Annotated in this window: 16 protein-coding genes; 10 read left to right on the top strand and 6 right to left on the bottom strand. The window is 41.2% G+C overall.

The features are described from left to right. Positions 1-41: 41 nt before the first annotated feature. The 5 genes from CA267_RS01640 (at position 42) to CA267_RS01620 (ending at position 4,069) form a co-directional block, all read left to right on the top strand. Entirely contained in the window at positions 42-278 is a 237-nt protein-coding gene (locus CA267_RS01640; RefSeq protein WP_061485455.1) for a hypothetical protein, read from the top strand. Then, positions 271-1,491, top strand: a complete 1,221-nt coding sequence (locus CA267_RS01635; protein WP_075609087.1) for a site-specific integrase — start codon at positions 271-273, stop codon at positions 1,489-1,491. The genes CA267_RS01640 and CA267_RS01635 overlap by 8 nt, the downstream gene beginning before the upstream one ends. Before the next feature lie 73 nt (positions 1,492-1,564). Then, the gene (locus CA267_RS01630) at positions 1,565-2,416 is read left to right on the top strand and encodes an HD domain-containing protein (protein ID WP_075609088.1); all 852 of its coding nucleotides are present in this window, start codon (positions 1,565-1,567) and stop codon (positions 2,414-2,416) included. 75 nt (positions 2,417-2,491) lie between these two features. Continuing rightward, positions 2,492-2,659, top strand: a complete 168-nt coding sequence (locus CA267_RS01625; RefSeq protein WP_170668998.1) for a hypothetical protein — start codon at positions 2,492-2,494, stop codon at positions 2,657-2,659. 324 nt (positions 2,660-2,983) lie between these two features. Beyond that, positions 2,984-4,069, top strand: coding sequence for a cell division protein FtsZ (locus CA267_RS01620; RefSeq protein ID WP_075609089.1), 1,086 nt, complete (start codon positions 2,984-2,986; stop codon positions 4,067-4,069). Here CA267_RS01620 and CA267_RS01615 read toward each other — a convergent pair. The 5 genes from CA267_RS01615 to CA267_RS01595 all read right to left on the bottom strand — a co-directional run bounded on the left by CA267_RS01615 (position 4,066) and on the right by CA267_RS01595 (position 8,060). Beyond that, positions 4,066-5,106: a helix-turn-helix transcriptional regulator gene (locus CA267_RS01615; RefSeq protein WP_075609090.1), complete on the bottom strand. Its 1,041-nt coding sequence runs from the start codon at positions 5,104-5,106 to the stop codon at positions 4,066-4,068. The genes CA267_RS01620 and CA267_RS01615 overlap by 4 nt on opposite strands. A gap of 148 nt (positions 5,107-5,254) precedes the next feature. Beyond that, positions 5,255-5,758: a hypothetical protein gene (locus CA267_RS01610; protein ID WP_075609091.1), complete on the bottom strand. Its 504-nt coding sequence runs from the start codon at positions 5,756-5,758 to the stop codon at positions 5,255-5,257. A gap of 88 nt (positions 5,759-5,846) precedes the next feature. Then, positions 5,847-6,548 (bottom strand): hypothetical protein, encoded by a 702-nt coding sequence (locus CA267_RS01605; protein ID WP_075609092.1) that lies wholly within the window; start codon positions 6,546-6,548, stop codon positions 5,847-5,849. A gap of 17 nt (positions 6,549-6,565) precedes the next feature. Next, positions 6,566-7,216, bottom strand: coding sequence for a hypothetical protein (locus CA267_RS01600; RefSeq protein ID WP_075609093.1), 651 nt, complete (start codon positions 7,214-7,216; stop codon positions 6,566-6,568). A gap of 238 nt (positions 7,217-7,454) precedes the next feature. After that, positions 7,455-8,060, bottom strand: coding sequence for a hypothetical protein (locus tag CA267_RS01595; protein WP_075609094.1), 606 nt, complete (start codon positions 8,058-8,060; stop codon positions 7,455-7,457). A gap of 262 nt (positions 8,061-8,322) precedes the next feature. Between CA267_RS01595 and CA267_RS01590 the strand changes: the two genes are divergently transcribed. Genes CA267_RS01590 through CA267_RS01570 form a run of 5 tightly spaced genes read left to right on the top strand, consistent with a single transcriptional unit; the run spans position 8,323 to position 17,703 of the window. After that, positions 8,323-11,547 (top strand): helicase-related protein, encoded by a 3,225-nt coding sequence (locus CA267_RS01590; protein ID WP_217358048.1) that lies wholly within the window; start codon positions 8,323-8,325, stop codon positions 11,545-11,547. Next, positions 11,544-13,388 (top strand): DUF1998 domain-containing protein, encoded by a 1,845-nt coding sequence (gene drmB / locus CA267_RS01585; protein ID WP_075609096.1) that lies wholly within the window; start codon positions 11,544-11,546, stop codon positions 13,386-13,388. Before CA267_RS01590 ends, drmB begins: the two co-directional genes overlap by 4 nt. Then, positions 13,388-14,593 (top strand): DEAD/DEAH box helicase, encoded by a 1,206-nt coding sequence (locus CA267_RS01580; RefSeq protein WP_075609097.1) that lies wholly within the window; start codon positions 13,388-13,390, stop codon positions 14,591-14,593. Before drmB ends, CA267_RS01580 begins: the two co-directional genes overlap by 1 nt. Next, positions 14,590-16,128 (top strand): hypothetical protein, encoded by a 1,539-nt coding sequence (locus CA267_RS01575; protein ID WP_075609098.1) that lies wholly within the window; start codon positions 14,590-14,592, stop codon positions 16,126-16,128. Before CA267_RS01580 ends, CA267_RS01575 begins: the two co-directional genes overlap by 4 nt. Positions 16,129-16,131: 3 nt before the next feature. Beyond that, the gene (locus tag CA267_RS01570) at positions 16,132-17,703 is read left to right on the top strand and encodes a nuclease-related domain-containing DEAD/DEAH box helicase (RefSeq protein WP_075609099.1); all 1,572 of its coding nucleotides are present in this window, start codon (positions 16,132-16,134) and stop codon (positions 17,701-17,703) included. Positions 17,704-17,800: 97 nt separating this feature from the next. Here CA267_RS01570 and brxL read toward each other — a convergent pair whose 3' ends face one another. Next, positions 17,801-19,819: a BREX system Lon protease-like protein BrxL gene (gene brxL / locus CA267_RS01565; protein ID WP_217358047.1), complete on the bottom strand. Its 2,019-nt coding sequence runs from the start codon at positions 19,817-19,819 to the stop codon at positions 17,801-17,803. Position 19,820 lies beyond the last annotated feature (1 nt).

The following is a 19,820-nucleotide window of genomic DNA, read 5'->3' as shown; positions in this document are numbered from 1 at the left end:
ATTTGTCTTGTGAAGACGAAAACAGGTCAAAGGAGGCCTTTATGAAACAAACGTTACTCACAGCAAAAGAGCTCTCAGCCCGAATTAAATTTAGTGCCAACTACATCAATGCGGAGCTGCGAGACTCAATTTTCATCGAAGGTAAGCATTACATTCGACCATTCAATGGTAGAAAAATTCTATACATTTGGGAAGAGGTAGAAGCGTATTTGTATGAAAGTGCAGTTCGCAACGCCACATACATTCCCATGGCATCGGGGAGAGTGTGTCATGGGTAGCATAAATGTTCGTGAATCCAAGCTCTATCTTGATTTCAGGTACTTAAATACGCGATGTAGAGAGCAAACTGCATTGCCAGATACGCGGGCTAACAGGAAGAAATTAGAAAAGCTACTTAAGCAAATTGAGTCAGATATCCGCTTAAAATGCTTTGTGTACAGCGATTATTTTCCCGATTCTAAAAAGGCTTCGAACTTTGTTAAAGATGATGAACAGGCAAGCCGCATAAAGCGAGCGATGCTGGCTACGTATCAAAAGACGTCCAACGCTCTTCAAGGGCACAATAATAGGGCGTTTGAGGACTTCGCTCAAGAATGGTTTTCTGAAAACGAAGTACGTTGGAAACAGAGCTACGTCAACAGCATGAGAATTTATGTGTTTTCGTATCTCACTAAAGAGTTTGCGGGTTTTGATGTTAGCGAAATAGATCGCCCGACTATTTTGAAGTACCGAGCCAAACTGATGCAGCCAAAAGCTGATGGTACTCAACTTTCGACCGACTTTGTAAATCACATCATGACACCCCTTCGAATGATTTTACGCGAGGCTGCTGACAGGTTTGGTTTCCGCTGCCAATTTGAAAATATTGCGCCGCTTCGCGTAGACCGGCGAGATGTTAATCCATTTTCACTAGAACAAGTGCTAACGTTTTTGAAAACAGTGCGTGTCGACTTTCGGAATTACTACACAGTGCGCTTTTTTACTGGCATGAGGACAGCTGAAATTGATGGCTTGATGTGGAAGTACGTTGACTTTGACTTGGGCACGATAAGTATCAGAGAGACATTTGTGCAAGGTCGAATGGATTCAACCAAAACTCGCGGCTCTATGCGCGACATTCAAATGTCGACATTAGTGAAAGAAGCGCTTCAAAATCAGTTGGAAGTTTCTGGTGATGGGAAGTTTGTTTTTCCGAACTCCCAAGGCAACCCCCTAGATCATGGCAATGTAAGAGACCGCGTTTGGAAACCAACATTGAAAAAAATCGGAATGGAATACCGTAGGCCTTATGAAACTCGTCATACCGCTGCAACCTTGTGGCTAGCATCAGGCGAGGCGCCCGAATGGATAGCGCGTCAAATGGGTCACGCAAATACAAAAATGCTATTTGAGATTTACAGCCGCTACGTACCAAACCTCACTCGAAGAGATGGTTCTGCGTTCGAGCAACTACTTTCAAACGTTCTATGTGAGGACAGCCAACACTTATAGTTTTAGCACTTAGTACACTATGAAGGTGAAATAGGTCGGGGCTTATACTGGTATCAACAGAGAGGGCAGAACGATGAAAATTAATTCATTGCAGCCAGAGCTTTCAGAAGCGAAAAAGCTTGCTCGTTTTAAAGGTTTTTACTGCATGGCTGGTTTCGTAGTTAGATTTAACGAGCATGGTAAACCGTATTGGGTGATTACGTTAATGGATGCATTTACCCAGTTTGAGATAGTAGCCACGCAGATTGATTGCAATACAAAACACTTTTCTCACTTTGGCTTTGTTCACGTTGAAGCGACGAAAGTTAAAACAACCGTTGGCGATATATATGTTGCTGACTTTATCTATGCTGTTGATGAAATTCCAGAAAAGTACAGACATATACGCTTAATTCCTAGAGATGCTTCGGCGAATCATGAAGATGTAACGCGCCTGGTTAAAATAGTAGAGTGCGTTGAGTATGAAGCGTTAAGATGCTTTGTCGCGCACACTTTGATTCAAAGCCGAATAATGGTGCCATTTCTTCGAAACCCAGCAAGCTTAAATTATCATCATAACTATATTGGTGGCTTGTTAAGACACAGCATACGAGTGGCTGAGTTATTTGCGAAAAACATGGTTGGTAGAAAAGAAGAAAAGGCTTTAGGTATTGTTGGAGCGCTTCTTCACGATATAGGTAAATCCGTCACATTATCTGAATCTATGATCTACACAGCTACAGGAACAATGGTAAACCATGACTCGTTAACGTTAGAGCTTTGTGCTTCAGCGCTGAAATTACTTTCCAAAACAAACCCTAGGTATGCTGATATTTTGCGCCATATCTGGACTTGTGAGAAAGAACAGTTTAGGTATTCCACCAAGCTAAATATCGCTTCTCAGATTCAACGATTCGATAGAGAAGACTCAAAGGAACATTCATAAAGTAGCGAGTTTATGAAATAGCATTATCGTAGCTCTAAAAGAGGCAAATAGGGCCTTCCAACAGGAGTAACAGTTATGACGGACAAAGATAAAGAGCATGTCGTCGACTTGCAGCATATTGAGTTTGATAAAAACGGCATTGTGCGACTTGCTCTGTACCGAAAAGAAACCCAGAGGGCGTTGTGGAAATCTATGCAGCAGTTTAAAGACATCAAACCCACCGTGCCTAAAAACAAGAAATAGCTTCCTAATCAAAACTAAATCCACCAAGAGCGAGAATGTCGAGGAAGCTTGTAGCTCAATCAAAACTTACTATTTGAGGTTCTATTATGGATTATCTTACCCAAATTCTTGAATCTGGCTTAATGATTCCTTTCGCCTTTCTCACCGCGGTTATCATTTTAGGTATTGGCATTCTATTAAAAAAAGACTCTGATGATGAGGAGTAGGTTTGCTGTCTAAAACGCCTATGGAACTTATCGAATAGGCAGTCATCAACCCTATGCGTCATTTTTTGCCGCATAGTTGTTTCATGCTTACAAAACATTAGTTTTCAAAAGTAAGCACATGCAAAACATTCGAACCGAAAATATTAATATTCACGTTATTGGTGTGGGAGGCTGTGGTGGCAATGCGGTAAGCAACATGGCCAGTCTTTGCTCACATGAAAATATCAGGTTTAGCTCTGTTAATACTGATATCGCTGCTTTGCATAGGTGTACAAATCATGAAGTGGTATTGATAGGTGAGGCGACAACAAAGGGATATGGAGCCGGTGCTGACCCGGATGTAGCTAGTAACGCCGCCATTCAGAGTAAAGATGCCTTAGTCACATTAATAAAAGATGCTGACCTTATTATCATTATCGCTGGCCTGGGAGGTGGCACTGGAAGCGGTGCAACGCCAATCTTGATTGATTTAGCCAAAGAGAGTGATATCGATGTGATGTGCTTTGTTACGCTTCCTTTCAAAGCTGAGGGAGGCAAGCGAAGCGACATTGCTAGAAACGCGCTTGAGACAATACAAAGCAAAGCTAACGCAACTCTCGTTATGTCTAACGATTCATTGCTTTCTGCACTAGATGAAACCGTAGGGCTTCTCTCTGCATTTCGTCATTGTGACACTCAGATGCACAGAATTGTAGAAGCCATTATCGTAATGCTCACGAACACGGGTTATATCAACGTCGACATTAACGATTTCAGTCACATTCTTTCTTTAGAAGGGGATACTGCGCTAGGTGTGGGTATAGCTGAAGACGACAGTTCATTAAGCGCAGCATTAAAACATGCTTTGGAAAACCCGTTAGTCGACAAGCAAAACATAATTGGGGCGCAGGGTGTTATTGCGCAGCTTACGTGTAGAGAAGAGCCCAGCTTAGCAATGTATGAAGAAATGCTAGCGACACTCCAATCTTTAGTCGATGGCCCTCAAACTCTTATTATTACAGGCGTAACCTTATCTCCAGAATTACCACACTTTGGTGAAGTCTTAGTTATCGCCACAGGTGTGCCTTCTAAGGCTCAAAACTTCGAACAAGAGAAAAATGTGATACCCATGAAGCAAGCATCTGTGCCGGGCTCATCAAAAAAAGATGCGGCATACTTGGATATACCTGCCTTTGTTAGGCTGCAGGGTAGGGAGTTATCTTAGTCTGAAGGCAATCGTCTATCTTGTACTACTTCTTGTTGGTAAGCGAAGAATAACCTTTCAGAAAGCTCAACAAAATACTGACGCAGTTTTTGAGGGGCGATGACCTCTATGTTGTCGCCCAAGCCCCTCAAAAACGCTCGTAATTTATTAGTATCTTTAACTGTCGCAGTCAGCAGAGATTTATCAGCCTGAATAGATTGCGTAATTACCTGATCGTCACTCAGTCTGTAGCCGTGAAGTAAAAATAGAGATTTATTTTTAACCAATAGCTGAAGCTTAATGTCTTCTTTGTTGTTCGCTGACAAGGTTTGGATATTTTCCTGTTCACCAAACTCTTGTTGGCAGTCTTCATCTGTTACGGTAACGTTTCTAATAAACTGTAACGGCAACGCATAGCGTCTTTTGTGCAGCGAACCAAAAGTGCAGACAAAGAGTTGCCGGCCATCTTGTTTAACCAGCCCCATAGGATTAACTCTGTCGTAGTGCTTCCAAACCATTTCGTTTCCCCCACTAAAAATACGCTTAATATCGGCAGAAATTTGTTTTTTAAAGAAAATTGCACTTTTTAATCGTTCAAACGAAGTCGCATCTATTTCTGGAGGGATAAGCGGCTGGGAAACTTGCGAATCCGCCACTGATCTTAGCCAGTTTGTAAGTAAAGAGTCACTATCTTGCTCTAAGACCTGACTCGCTTTTGCAAAGTAAGGCTGCATTTCTTTAAGTGTAGAATTTGGCAGCGTGGCACCGGACTGTTCAAGCACTTTAAATGCTAGAGCGGTATTTCCATCCATCAAGCTTAAATTGAGCTTCTTAAAATAAGCGTTTATAAACCAGCCGTAGGGTTTCGAACGCTTATCAACGTCTAACCCAAATAGCCCAATATTTTCTAGGCTGACTAAGTCCCGCTGCACCGTGCGCATATCGATATTGTGATGGCCACAGTTTTGTAGATTTTCAAAAATTTGGCGGCTTGAAACTTTTCTAGGAGCAGAAGGCACAAATTGAAGAATGTCGAGCTTGCGTTGAAATGCACTCATTAGGGAGAACTGGCTTTTGCAATTATGACTTCACCATAGCATAGGGACGGTATGCGACAAAAATTGTCGCATACTGAAAAGCTTTTTGATTTATCGTCGATGTTACAAACCAAGGTTTAAAATCTAAACGTTGATTGATGGGAAAGGCTCAATCATCATTTTTAAGAGCGGATAAGATGGACGCTGGGAACTGTGAGCCAAGCGCATTACTAAGATAAAAAGCAGCGGCAATGGGCATTTCATACAGGTATGACTGTGTGACGTTATTTTCTTTGTTAAATAGTAGTGGGGTACACTGTTTGTTGTAATTGAGGATAAAGTCGTCTTTAAATTCTTCCGTGCTTACAGGCGTCTGCAATAAACGAATATTTATATCAATCTTGTTGCCCAAATAATTAGGGTTGGTTGGTTTACGCGTTCCTGGGATTTCACTGTCATACATCGCGGATGTCGCAGTTGCTACGCCTACAATGTGCTGTTTGCGGTGCATAAAGACAATATCACCGGGAGAGACTTTTTTAAGCTGCTCCCATCCTGGTCTTTTAAAAGTAATCCCATCTTTACGCACACCGAGTTTTGGTGCCCATAAAAAGCTTCCGTCTACGACTTCCTTGTAGCTGCTGTTTACGTTAACCCAAAACACTCTTTTCATCACATTACCTGCTTACTTAAAATCAAAGTTCGATTAGCCGACACACGCGGCGATTAATGACAGTTAGTCGGTTCTTTACTGTCTGTTTTTAAAAGCCGTCAAAGTCGCTAACGCGGGCCAAACTATGGCAAAAGTTTGACAATCTGGATGATTCAGATTGAGTCAAATCTGCGGGCAATGCAATGTCAATGGGTGTTTGCGCGTCTAAATAAAACGTTAAATCAATTTCGTCTGCGCTCAATTCATCTGGTTCATCGTCTTCAGACATAACCGCAGAGTTTATTAAGTCAGAAAGTCTTCTTGCTTGCGATTCGGTAAATTTAAAAGGCAACTCGATATTGAAATCATAGTGACGCCTTAAAAGGAGAGAATGGCTGTACCAGTCGTTGTCATGCACATCGTCGGTTTCAACAGTCGGCTCTGGTGATGTTTCGGCTTGCACGTCACGATACGAATCTTCTTGGCTTTGGTTGTCGGGGTAAAGTGCTATCTCAGCTAAATCCAGCATGTCGTAAAAAAACTTAAATCTTGCTACATTGCTCCGCGAGCCTTTAATGCGTTTACCGCAGTTGCATCCTTCTAGTTTGCCAAGCGCTTTCCAAAGTGAGCGGTTAGTGGGCTCATTGTAAAGTCCTCTGGCATTCATGTATTTGGCAATATTCTTTAGCGTGATTTCAGAGCGATTCGTTTGGTATTGCTCTGATAGCGTTGTAAAAAAGTTATGCAAAATAGATTCTTCTGCGACGATACACTGTAAAAGTTCTTTGTTTAGATTGGGATAATCTGACATGGTTGTCTCCAACTTAATTAATCTTCAGCGCTAACGAAATTTCTTAATGCATCCAACCCATCGTCGTTGTTTTCATCAACGGTGAGTTCGTCAGTAATTAACTTAACATCGTAGATCTCGCATAAGAATTGGTGCCAAGTACTTGCTGTGTAAGCTTCGAACTTCTCGGGTACATCTTCATCTGCATTTATTTCATTTGCATAGGCATTAATAACCTCATCTACCCAAAATGGAACACGTACAATAGTCTCAAAGCTATCTTTGAAAATCGTGGCCATAGGAGCAATCTCTAACTTGCTTGTTTGCTTGTTGAGTGCGCCAACTCGATTGGATATTTGACGTTCGTTGATTTTGAGTTTCTTTTCCTCATACCAGTGTTTGATATCTGAAAAGCTTGCATAGGAATACACATCCTCACGTTGAGCGTACTCTTTGGCTGTACTCAAAACCGCGACAATTAGCAAAATTCCATGCTGATTAAATTGTTTCATCGCGTTCACGATTTTTTGCTTTTTCTTATCGTCATCAATATTGAGACTCACTGAAGTAGCTTGCGATACAGAGTTCTCTGCTGGTAAAGCCGATGTATTGAAAACTTTCTGATAAAAGAGGGCGACCTCATCAGCATCGCCAGTGACTTCGATAGTCATTTTTGCGGTTATTGCCACGTAATTAGACTCCTTTGTTCCACGTATTTGTTTAACGAAGTTTACGTAGGTGAATATACACTAAAAGCACAATTTTTGATACATATTTGAATTCAATTTTGGATGTTTTATTGTGTTTAGTTTCGCTGTGTGAAATTATAAACCAAACTGGTAGGTGGGCTGCGACCTTTAAACTGGTGGTTACACAAAGGTGTGTCAATTGAGTTGGTAATTGAGTTGCATTTTGAAAGCGGCTGTTCTATAAAACTCTAAACTCACCAAGCCATTTTTTTCTGATTACGAAAATATCTTCTGACGTAAAGTTATACGGTTTCGATGGCCCAGGGTTTCTAGAGCTGTCAATAGTAAGCTCGTAAAGTGGAATGATACTTTTTTCGTTATCGGAATCGAGCATATGTAAGCCTTTGTCAGAAACGTTCTTAACAACTGACCAATGGCCCCCTGTCTGATGGTCGTAGCCGACAATGCAAACACAGTTTTTTGCGTTATCGGCTTGAGCTATCTGCTCAAGTACTTGTTTTCTATTGCGCGACGTGTCGTTTAACCAATATGGAATAGAAAAGTCAAATTCATAGAGTTCTTGAGTTTTATCATGGTACATATCGAAATGGGAATTAAGGTAGTCTAGCACTCGGCTTAGCGTATTCTTTATGGTCCCTCGTCTAGTACCATTAAAATAACTCATATAATCGCCATCTCTTAGGAATGCGGCCAGTACTTGACTAAAAAGTTCAGGCTTATCAAGGCTGGGCTCAAGTGCGTGGATAGCGTTAACAATGGCATAGAAGCCGCAGGCACCATCTAGCTCTCCTTGCTTGGCTGGTTTTATTCTTTGTAAGCTCATAAGTAATATCCTTATTTCGACAGAAAACTGGTTTTAATTGTATAGGCCTCTTCAAGGCTATAACTATAACCATCATTGCCATATTGTACTTTTATATATAGCTCAGAGACTTAACGCTTTAATGCTATACTTTAGTCTAGTATAAAAATGGCTGTCCAATTATAATTTAGTTAAATCAAAGAAATTGAACACTTAATTTTTCAACAGTATTCAAATCTTATCGAGTCATTCTGCAAGTGCGTGAAACCAGGGATGGAGTTGTATGACGGACTATAGTAAAGCGAGACAGAGCTTAGTTAGCTGGGTAAAAGATACACTAACGGGCAATGTTTTGAAGGATAACACCTTATGGGAGTCTAATCCTTTTAATTGCTATACAACCGGAATTCTCTACCCAGTGGGTACAGTTTATGAATCAGATGACGATGAGCAGTCTGAAGATGAAGACAGTGAAGCCTCAATGGCAAGCGGTGCTAAAAGAGTCCGCTATCAACCCCCATCTTCTATGGGCTTTTCTTTTTATGTAGATCAAACAACTCAATCAATCCGTGTTTTTTATAGCGGTTTCTCCTTTACTAAAGCTGGAAAACAAAACAACCGTCAGGCGTGGGAGAAAAATTCACTGGTCCCTGATGAGGGAGAAGAAATAGAGATAGCCCTAGCTGAATCTTCACGCTTCACTGTAATGAACTCAAGAGCCCTTGTAAATGTAAAGATAAGGCCCCACGGAACAGGAAAAATAGTCACTGTTTCATTGAGCAATATCAGCTCCCAACCAAAGGAAGAAAAAGAATCGGAAAGAGATGCGACAGCGAAAAATTCGATTTTTCAAGCTGAGCTTAAGTGTTTCATAAGTAGTGATTCTCTCAAAGATTACCCTAGGGTTAGCCATGCATTACTGAGTGAAGAAGAGCAAGAGTTAGAGCTACGTTATAAAGATGAACGCGTATATGCAATTGGTCATGGTGTTGCAGTAGATTGGCGAGTAGGGGAGAAAACGACAGAGTTTTTTAGTGACTTCATGCCAACCGTCGAAGTTCCACAGGTTACTGCCAACGCAGGTAAAGCTAACAAAGTACTAAGCTTTTCATTCTTAGAGTCTATCGAGTCTGATAGGTCGGTTTTTAACCAGTTGAGCGACTTTATCGATAACTACGAAGACTGGATAGATAGTCAAATTGAATCAGCAGAAACAGGAACAAGTGAAGAGGTAAAGGTCGCTAAGCGCATTGTTGAGCGTATGGAAGAAGCTAAACAGCGTATGAGAAGCGGTGTATCGAGATTACGTAACGATGACTACGCTCAAAAAGCATTTGCGCAAGCAAATAAAGCAATGCTTATGCAAATGGAGCTAAATGGCCCACCAAAGAATGGCGAACCTTATTCGTGGCGGCCATTCCAGTTAGCATTTGTTTTGTTAGCGCTTGAGTCCTCCATTGATGAAGATAATGACTTTAGAGACTGTGTTGACTTGATATGGTTTCCAACCGGTGGGGGAAAGACTGAAGCATACTTAGGCGTCATGGCGTTGGTTTTTGTTTACCGTCGTCTCAGGTACAAAAATAGCGGTGGAGGCACTGCCGCTATTATGCGCTACACGTTGCGATTACTAACATCACAACAATTCATTCGCGCATGTAAAGTAGTATCTGCTTTAGAAATTATGCGAACAGAGTCAGGTGAGTTAGGCGAAGAGCCTTTTAGTGTAGGTCTTTGGCTTGGCAGTGCTTCATCACCGAATACCTTCAAGCAATCTTTAGAAGTTCTAGATAATCGGAACTATATCAAGTTTGTTCTACAGGAATGCCCGTGGTGCTCTACACCATTCTCACATGATAATTTCAGCATTTCAGAAAGCAGCTTCTCATTTAAGTGTCACCACAAAGGTTGCGAATTAGCCAACGCTACAGGAAATACTCTTCCTTTCAAAGTGGTCGATGAAGCGCTGTATGCTTCACCGCCAACCCTCCTTATTGCAACGGTAGACAAGTTTGCTCGACTACCTTGGGAAGACAGAGCTGTTTCCTTTTTTGGCGGAGCAATAAATAGGCCGCCAGAATTAGTAATTCAGGATGAGCTACATCTTATTTCTGGGGCGCTCGGGTCTATAGTAGGTTTATATGAAGTTGGTTTTGAAACCATCTTGGTATCGCGAGGTGTTTATCCAAAATTCATAGCCTCTACAGCGACAATCAGACAAGCCAAAGAACAGGTGCAAGCCTTATTCGGAAGGGAGAAGTCGGCTGTGTTTCCTCCTGTAGGAATTAGGCAGAAGGATTCTTATTTTGCAAAAGAAGTTCCCATAGCAGAAAAGCCTGGAAGGCTTTACGTGGGATATATGGCATTCGGGCAAACGCGCACTAGCTGTCTTGAGCATCTGGCTGCTGCACTTGTATCAGCACCTAACGCCTGCTTTGAAGATCCTGAACTTAAAGACGCATGGTGGACCCAAATGGTCTATCACGGCAGCTTAAAAGGCGTGGGAAACAGCAGGACGAACTTTCAAAGTGGTGTACCAAAAGTTCAAAGTAGCATGTTGTTCAACGAATTTATGAAGCAACTTGAGCAAACAGATCTCTCTGCTGCGAATAGCTTAAGACATGATAAGGGCGCCAGAAGTAGCGCGTTTTTTAACGGTGTAGTTCCAAAAACTTTGCTAGGCAATAAAGACAATGTGGAGCTCTTTCAACGATTCTTTCCCGCTAGGCAGTTGAGGGTGAAGTCGTTGACTAGCAACCAAACAGCAGAAGAGAATGCTCAAGTTTTCCAAGATCTCAAAGCAAGTTATGAAAACAAAGCACATTCTATAGATTCTGTATTAGCTACAAATATGGTGTCGGTAGGCTTAGATGAACCAAGGCTAGCGTTAATGGTAATAAATGGCCAGCCTTTGACGACAGCCGAATATATTCAGGCCAGCAGTCGCGTAGGTAGAGGCAATACACCAGGAATTGTTTTCACAAACTATTATAAAACCCAAGCCCGAAGTCTCTCTCATTATGAAAATTTTAGGGCTTACCATAAGTCGTTTTATCGTTATGTAGAGCCATCAAGCATTACTCCTTTTACACATCAAGTTAGAAAAAGAGCACTTCATGCGTCTTTAGTATCGGCATTTCGACATGCCGAAGGTGGCTTACTAAAAAACTCTGATGCGCAAGAACTTACTTATGATAACCCCTTAACACAAAAAATTATTCGATTGATGAAAACTAGAATTAAAAGTGCATTAGTGGGGGATAAAACCGAAACAAAACTATTGTTGGAAGAGTGCGAGGAGCACATCGCTCGTCTTATTCGCGAATGGGATAAAGAGGCATCTTCAGCAACGAACTTAAGATACCTCGCTAAGGACAAGTCTGCTGAAAGTTTATTGGTGTCTTTTGATGATGCTAAAACCAAAACTGGGCTTTGGGAGACGTTAAACTCCATGAGAAATGTAGAAAAAACAGGTCTCTTTGAGGTGGATGGGGGGCTTGATTTTTGAAAAGCAAACAATGGTTTACGCCTGTAAGGTTTTCTCACCTGACAGGGCACGCTGGTGTAGGTTCAATTGTAAGAGATCAAAATGACTATCTACTGTTTGTTAAAGACACATCGACTTGGCCTATAAAAAATTTAACCAAACTTCACGCGGTTGAAAGAGTAAAACGACATCTGGAAGTATCCAGCAATTTAGTGTTGCCGCCTGAGGCATCGATTGATGAGACCGCCAACCTAAGGATCTCTGGTGGCGCGATTCCTACAGTACGTTTTCCGAACTGGGCTTTATGTAATTTATGCAACACATTGCATCTCGCACCTTGGAAGAATAGCAGTGTTGAAATAAGCCAAAAGCTGAAATGCCCGACGTGTAACAAAGGAACACTGAGTCAGGTGACATGGTGTGCTGTAAGTAGTTATGGTGATTTAATTGATGTTCCTTGGCATAAACTCAGTCACCGTAATCCAAAAAACGATGCTCAAACACATTGTCGTTCCAGCTCGAACGAGAGTTACCTAAAGCTAGAGCTTAATGAAAGAGGGCGATGGGAAGTTCAGTGCAAGAAGTGTGGTGCCAAGAATTCGTTAGAGATGACGGATTTTCAAAGAAATGTACACAAACAGCCTGGTTATCGTGAACGAAAATCGTTAAATGGCGAGGTGGTTACGTATACCGTTATGGAAGTAAACGATCCACGAGTATTTTCGTCAGTTAGCGAAAGGGCGTTAGTAATACCGCCAGAGTCAAATATTGACAAAACGTCGTTATTTTTTAGATTAACTCAGCAATCACAGCTGGTTGCTGGCATTAAAGACGCAAAAAGGCCATTGCAGAAAAAACGAGAAGTTAAGAAAGCGATGAGGGAGCTTAAGTGTTCAGAGGAAGAGCTATTTAGTGCATTGGAAGAAATCGACAGAGGTGATTTAAAGGATGCAGTAGATTTTAGCAACATTACACCCGATGACATGATGTTTGATGAATTCGAGGCGCTAACTACAATCCAAAAATTCAATAGAAACGCTGACTTTATAACCTCTCATTTAACTAGCGAATGGTCTGACTATCTAGGTTCACTGAGTGAAAGCGGTGATATCAGGCCAGAGATAAACGTTATCGACAAGTTAATTGCCGTAAACCGCCTTAGGGTTATTGAGGTTTATAAAGGTTTTCAACGAGCAGCTAGCGACGCAGAAGATTTTGACCCCACACCAATAGTAGCTCCAGATTTTACCGGTAACCTTGACTGGCTACCGGCGATAGAGCTTTTTGGCGAGGGCATGTTTTTCACGCTTAATAATGAAATTATTGAAAAGTGGGAGCAACACCCTCTCATCAGACAGCGAGCTTTAGAAATAGAAACAAGATATCAAGATTCTGAAATAATATTGCCGGATGAGGCTATCCCCACCCCTAGGTTCATTCTTCTGCATACGCTAGCACATGCACTTGTAAGAGAGCTAGAGTCCATAGCGGGCTACCCTGCAGCGTCTTTACAAGAACGAGTTTATAGTTCTGCAGAGAAAAAAATGGCCGGGGTCCTTATCTACACTGCCGTACCTGACATTGCTGGGTCGCTTGGAGGCATAATCGAGCAGGCAAAACCACGTCGATTTATCAAATTATTGGATTCTGCATTCAAGCAGCTTGAATGGTGCTCGATGGACCCTGTGTGTGGAGACATGGAAGGGCAAGGGCCTTCTTGGTTAAATCGCGCAGCCTGTCATGGCTGTGTCCTTTTACCTGACACTTCATGTAGTTACAACAATGTATTTCTAGATAGAGTTTTCATTAAAGGTAAGCCAGATGAAGGTATACCGTCACTGAAGGAGTTTGTGAAAAAATAATGGCAGCACGTGTTTTTGAGTTACCCAAAGAGCATGAATTAACAAAAGACCAGAGAATGGCTATTCGACTACCTGCAGATGGGCAATATTTGATTGTTGGTGCTCCTGGTACAGGAAAGTCTGTTGTCGCACTTATGCGCCTTAAAAAATACGCGGCAACAAATGAAACGCTATTCTTGTCGTACAACCATGTACTCAATCATGCAAATAAAGTACTAGCCGGGCCTGATGAAAACTTTCATATGAATACTGCGATGTCTTGGCTTTATGATTTTCAATACAAAGCAGCGGGTGGCTCGCAGGCAAATTTTGAACAAGCCAAGATGCCTGAAATTGAAAATCGCAAACCTGATTATGATGCGTTGATTAATCGTTTTGAAGAGCTAGGCGCATCGTGCACATCAACGAACTTTATTATTGATGAAGGTCAGGATTTACCGCCAGAATGGTACGAAGCAGTCGAGGCACTTAATGTTGAAAATTTCTTTATTGTTGCCGATCAAAATCAGCAGATTACCGAACAGAACTCATCGCAGTCAGATTTACTTGATGCTTTGGGTCTAGAAAAAGACGACGTAATTCACCTAAAAGAAAATTGGCGAAACACCACGCCAATTTCTGCCTTTGCTAATTATTTTTATACTGACAAATCAAGTGAAAAGCCAGCGCTTCCGAAAAAACCATCGGCTCACGTTCCTATCTTGTATGAATACAAGATGCTAGGTAGCGCAAAAGAGCTAATTTTAAGTTCCTATGATAACGACCCCTCAAAGCTGATAGGTTTATTTGTTGCTAACGAAGGTAAAAGAGAACATTGGGCAAAATATCTTAAAAATGATAACAAACAAAGACGGGAAGCATCTCCCGTAGTAAGTACCTATTACTCTAATCAAAAAGGTTCGGTAAACATCGATTTCTCTCAAGGGGGGATTGTTGTTTTAAATGATAAGTCTGTGAAAGGTATAGAGTTTGATGAAGTGTTTATTATCATTGACGGTTTTAAAGCAATAGGTAGTGACATCGAGTCGTTAATGAAGCGAATGTATGTCATGGCGTCGCGTGCTCGCGACAGGTTGTTTTTACTAAAAAGTGAAGTCCAAGAAAGTTTATTTGAAGACATTCTTCCACCCGTAGGCGAAACAATTGAAATTGAGCGAAATGGCCACGTTGAAAAACATGAACTCCTCAAGAGAATTAAAATATGAGCGCTAACAAATGGTTTTTGGTAACCAATACAGAGAATCTTAAATATTACTTCGACTGTAATATGATGGTCGAGAGACAGGCGTTTGAAGGTAATGCGTATCTTAGAGATATTCAGGCAGAAAGACCTAAAGGATACATTACCCTTAATGATCAAACCAATCTAACAGACGCGCTTGAGCTCTCTATTTCGGAAGATCCTAATCTTGAAAGTTGTATAGTTGAAGTAGACCTTAGTGGGCTAGAGTCAGCGAGCGTCTATGGTAGGGTTTCTGAAAAGCAATATGAGTTCGGTAGCCTTGACCAGATATTACGTTCTGATGTTGACGAAATTTTAATACCAGCGCCTTTACCTATTGGCATAATAAAAACTGTTTTTCTGAAAAATGCTAAAGCAAGCGATTTATTAAAAAGCGAGCTTACGCGCCTATATGGCGTACTTCCTCCTAAATACATTACGCAAAATGCCAAACTATTTAAATCTGGGAAGCAAGGTAGTTTGCCTTCTGAACTAGACATAGACTCATCAGTAAGCTGCATTAGTTTGAATGAAATTGCTGACATTGCACTAGATTATAAAAAAGCTGAGGCACTTGGTGGTGCTTTAGCACTGGCATATTACCAAACAAAAAACGGCAGCCTTTCATGTGAACTATTCAAGAAATTTGTAGAACGTTCTGATGAGCCTATCAGTGACACTATCATCGCTTTTCAGAACTGGCTAGTTGATGCCAACCATACAAGCGAACTCGATTCTTTCTATAAGAGAGTGCTAGACATAGCCTCTAGTGAATCTGACTTTGGCACTATTCAGCACGATTTGCTTAATTCGTTTGAAAATAAAGATGGCATACCAGACGCTTATACCAAAGTCGCTGGCCTTGCTAAGCGGTTAAGGCAACTCGTGGATAGAACATATGAGGGGGACCTAGACACTTACTTCTCCAAGCTTATAAATCATTATGAGAGTGAAGAAGAGGGCGGCTCAAAACCCTTTTTATTGATATCAATGATTTTTGTACGTGACCACACAGAAACTGCTTTAAAGTTCTATCATGAAAGTTTTACTGAAGAAGATTACTTTCTAATAGCCGCTTTCTATGGACTTTTTCAGGGTATAAAGCGAGTGCCTGAACGAGTTCGCAGTGTGAGTGGTCTTCGAAATTGGGTGTCGCATCACATGGTCGTTTTGTTACATAAAACGACGGGGGCTCGCGTTACTATTCAGAAAGCGCCAGTTCAACCGCCACTGATTTACCAAAAATACATTAAGGATACACCCAACTCTAAGTTACAAGATAATTTACAGAAGTTTGTTTTATTTATGGGAATGAATGAACAAGAGGTACTTTCTTGGGAGCTAAACACTAAAGAAGAGTATCGGGTTAAAGGAAGCGCTATTACTTTTTCTACTCGCCCTAAGCTTGTAGCAAAGGTATTGTCTTCAAACTTTGAAAAGTCGATGCGCCATAAAACAATAAAAGACGCTGATGAATTGTTCGATATGAACGAAGCGCTAGATATATTCAAGGCGTAAAATGTGAAGTTAATACCAGGAAAGCCTCATAACACCACAAGCAAAGCCGAGTTTAAAGTTTTTGAAAAACTTGCAGACTCTGAATTTGCGGATCATCATCCGATAGGCTTCCATTCACTAATTCTCACTAAACATGATTACAAAAGGGTTGGCGAGGCTGACTTTGTAATTGTTTCTATTTACGGACTATTTGTCTTAGAAGTTAAAGGCGGCAAGATCTCTTATGTAGATGGTAAGTGGTCTACAGAGGGAAGAAATGGCAAAGACCAAATTCAAGACCCTTTCCATCAGGCAAATACTGCCGTACATGCAATAGTTAAGAAAATTGATGATTATTTAGGGGCGCACAAAGTTCGATTTCCGATTGGGTATGGGGTGGTTTGCCCAGACACGCTCTGGCCTTGTGAGGGTGGAGAGTGGGACAGAGAAATGGTATGCGACAGCCGTGATTTTAGAAATTTCAATCATTGGCTTAAAGCGTTATTTGACTATTGGACATTAGAAAGACCTAATAACGATCAATTACTCAGCCAAGCTGATGTTGACGCCATTGCCGCCTACCTGCGCCCCGATTTTGAAACTATTCAACCGCTTTTTGACCATGTAAAACAAGTAGAGCAGTCATCGGTAAGATTAACCGAAGAACAGTATAAATTTGTCGACATTGCTGAGATTAATAAACGCGTAATTTGCCATGGGGGGGCAGGTACAGGTAAAACATTCCTAGCCGCTGAACTATCCAGAAGGTTTATCGCAAAGGGGCTTAATACGCTTTTCGTCTGCAAATCTTCATGGCTTAGGCATTACTTAACAACGCGCATTCAAAACGACCGTCTAGTGATAGCAACCATATCATCCGTGGGTAACGCATTACGCCGCTCTGGTCTCGATGCTTTCGACGCACTCATCGTTGATGAGGGGCAAGATTTGCTGAATTTTCAAGACTTGCAACTTCTAGACTCATTAATAGCTGGTGGTTTTGATAATGGACAGTGGTATTTTTTTCACGATGCTAATAACCAAGCTAATTTGTTAGATAAATTAGACACAGAAGCCTTCAGCTGGTTAAAAAGCAGGAACAACCCAACCCTTCTTCCACTTAGCGTAAATTGCAGAAACACTTCTAATATTCTTAAGTCGGTTCAAAAAGAACTTACGTGTGATGTGGGTATGCCAACCCTTGCCGATGGCCCCGAAGTTATTGAATATCAGGGTAATGAAAGTGAGCTGGTGGGCAGTCTAGAAAAACTCATTACTGAACTAGCAAATTCAGAGCTGATGCCGGGCTCAGTTACAATACTCTCACCAATAAGCAAACGAAAGTCGATTATCAAAAAGCTACCTGCCTCAACACTAGAGCTCATATCAGAACTTGATGACTATGTAGTAAGGAAGTTGCCGTTTGAGGGGATCACCTTTTCGAAAATCCAAGACTTTAAAGGGTTAGAGAATGATGTGATTATTTTGGTAGATTTAGTACACCCCTCAAAATTAAGTGATGATGAAAGTAAAGCATTGCACTATGTGGGTATGACCAGAGCTAGGGCAATGCTCTACTGTTTGTGGAGTGAGTGACAACAGCAATTTAATTTTAAATCGCACTCGAAGGGTTTGACGTTAGTCTTGTTTGAATATATCTACATTCGTTTCTAAACACTTACGTAAGCTTAAATCATTTACACCTACACCCTACACCGAACCAGCTATCTGGTTTTTGATAAAAATCTAAGCCTCTCCCAATCTTAATTGTCCAGCCATTATCTATACGGATTTCACGGTCATGGAGGTTTTCATTGACTTTGACATCCAAATTAACATCCATTTCCAACAAACTCTGTTTTAGCCCATCAAGTGCTTCTGCCATTTCTTGAATATTGGTATTGTCATCATACGACGTTATCAAAGTAATACTTTCAACAGAGGGCTGCTTAATTACGGCTTCACAAAACCGAACAAAATTAGTGAGTTGATGTTTTGCTCTTATGTAAGGGTCTTCAATTACAAGAGATTTAGCTTCTAGCAAATATGGTAGGACGATACTTTCGTAACTATAACCAGTGGCGCCGTAATTAATTTTGAAGTGCTGTTCCTTTAAGTTTTGGTTGTCGTCAACGGCAACGTCATCCTGATTTGCTATCACTTTCTCAGCTGGTGTAACTACTTTGGTAGTAGGCTTCTCTGTATCGGCTTCACCATCATCAGTGATACTTGTTTTTGATGGTTCTAATGTGGCTAAAGCGCCTATAGATTCCGGACAGCGGACAATAATCTCTTCACCTGCTGCATTGATGTACGACAAATCAATATTAGCAAATTCATCATCAGGTTTGCGCTTATTCATCTGTTCTTTTACACGGCGACGACATTCAACCGCATACTCAACATATTGGTCAAATTCGTCGTTTGAACACTCACCATGTGGGTGAAGCATTTTTATGAAAGCACAAACTGTTTTCTTTATTCCTTTCTCGTCACGCCCCTCAATCGCCCTACCAAGTTTTATGCGCTTATTCACCATTTCATAAACGTTTACCGATTTTAATTGATGGTGGAAAGCTTCAGCCAAATAGTCAGTGATGAATCCATAGTTGTCAGTCAGGTAGTCACTTGAGTTTTTGGGCATTTCCCAACCCGGCAAATATGCATAAAACCGGTCCATAATTGCTAAATCAAACTCTTTTGGGAGGGGTTGAAATAGGTCGTATTCAGTAGAGTTGACAACTTGACGAACAGATAGGTCTAAGTTGCCAACAAATGCAGTACTTGCATCCGCGATAACTTCTTTCCCTCGTGAAAAGCGGCCGTTTGCCATAAAGTCTTTCAAAATCTGGATAACATCTGGGTCTTTCACCTTCATGTTACCAACTTCATCAAAAGCAATGGTGTCCCAATGCCCAACAAGCCCCGTTTCTTTACGATTTTTGTTATAAAACAAGGAGGCTACAGTAGCTTGGCCACCAGAAATTAGTGTGGAGTAAGGCGAGAACTCACTGTAAAAGTAAGATTTACCTGTCCCGCGCGGGCCCAGCTCAACAAAATTGAAGTTAGCTTCAACAAGCGGCGCTAATCTAAGTAGAAAATGAAACTTTACGCGTCGTTCAAGCTTAGTCGGCTCAAGTCCGACAGAACGAAGGATGATGTCCATCCATTCGTCTCGAGTCATCTTGCTACGCCCAGACTTGTAATCGTCAAAACTAAATCGACTTAGTTGAATAGGGCGTAGTTCTTCGATGTAGAAAGCATAGTCATCTTCTTCTACTTCATTGTATGCAAGTTTCACCTCTGCCCAAATACCGCCTTCAAGTAGTCTCTTATTCTCCTTGTAGAATTTGTCGCCAACCGCTATTTTTTGCGAATTGAAGTTTTCTAAAGAGGCCCAGTGACGCTTTTTGGTTTCAACATAACGAACATGAACTTTATCTATAAATTTGTGACGTCCTTTTGTGGCAACCTTTGATTGGGCAATATTGGATTCGTCAGGACGAACGTAATTGTCTGAAAGCGTTTCAAGCACAGCTTCTAAACCGGCTTGAATTTCATCTTCGTCGTCACTGGCACAATACCGAGCAAGCAAAAACTCCAGCACAAACGTAGGAACATTTGTGCCTTTCTTAATTCGCTGAAGCAGGTCTTTTCTAACTAGTTTGCCGTCGAAGATTTCTATTAATTTATCATCTAGCTTGTCCATCATA

This window comes from Alteromonas pelagimontana, assembly GCF_002499975.2.
Lineage (GTDB): Bacteria > Pseudomonadota > Gammaproteobacteria > Enterobacterales > Alteromonadaceae > Alteromonas > Alteromonas pelagimontana.
This window is presented reverse-complemented; position numbering and strand designations above follow the sequence as displayed.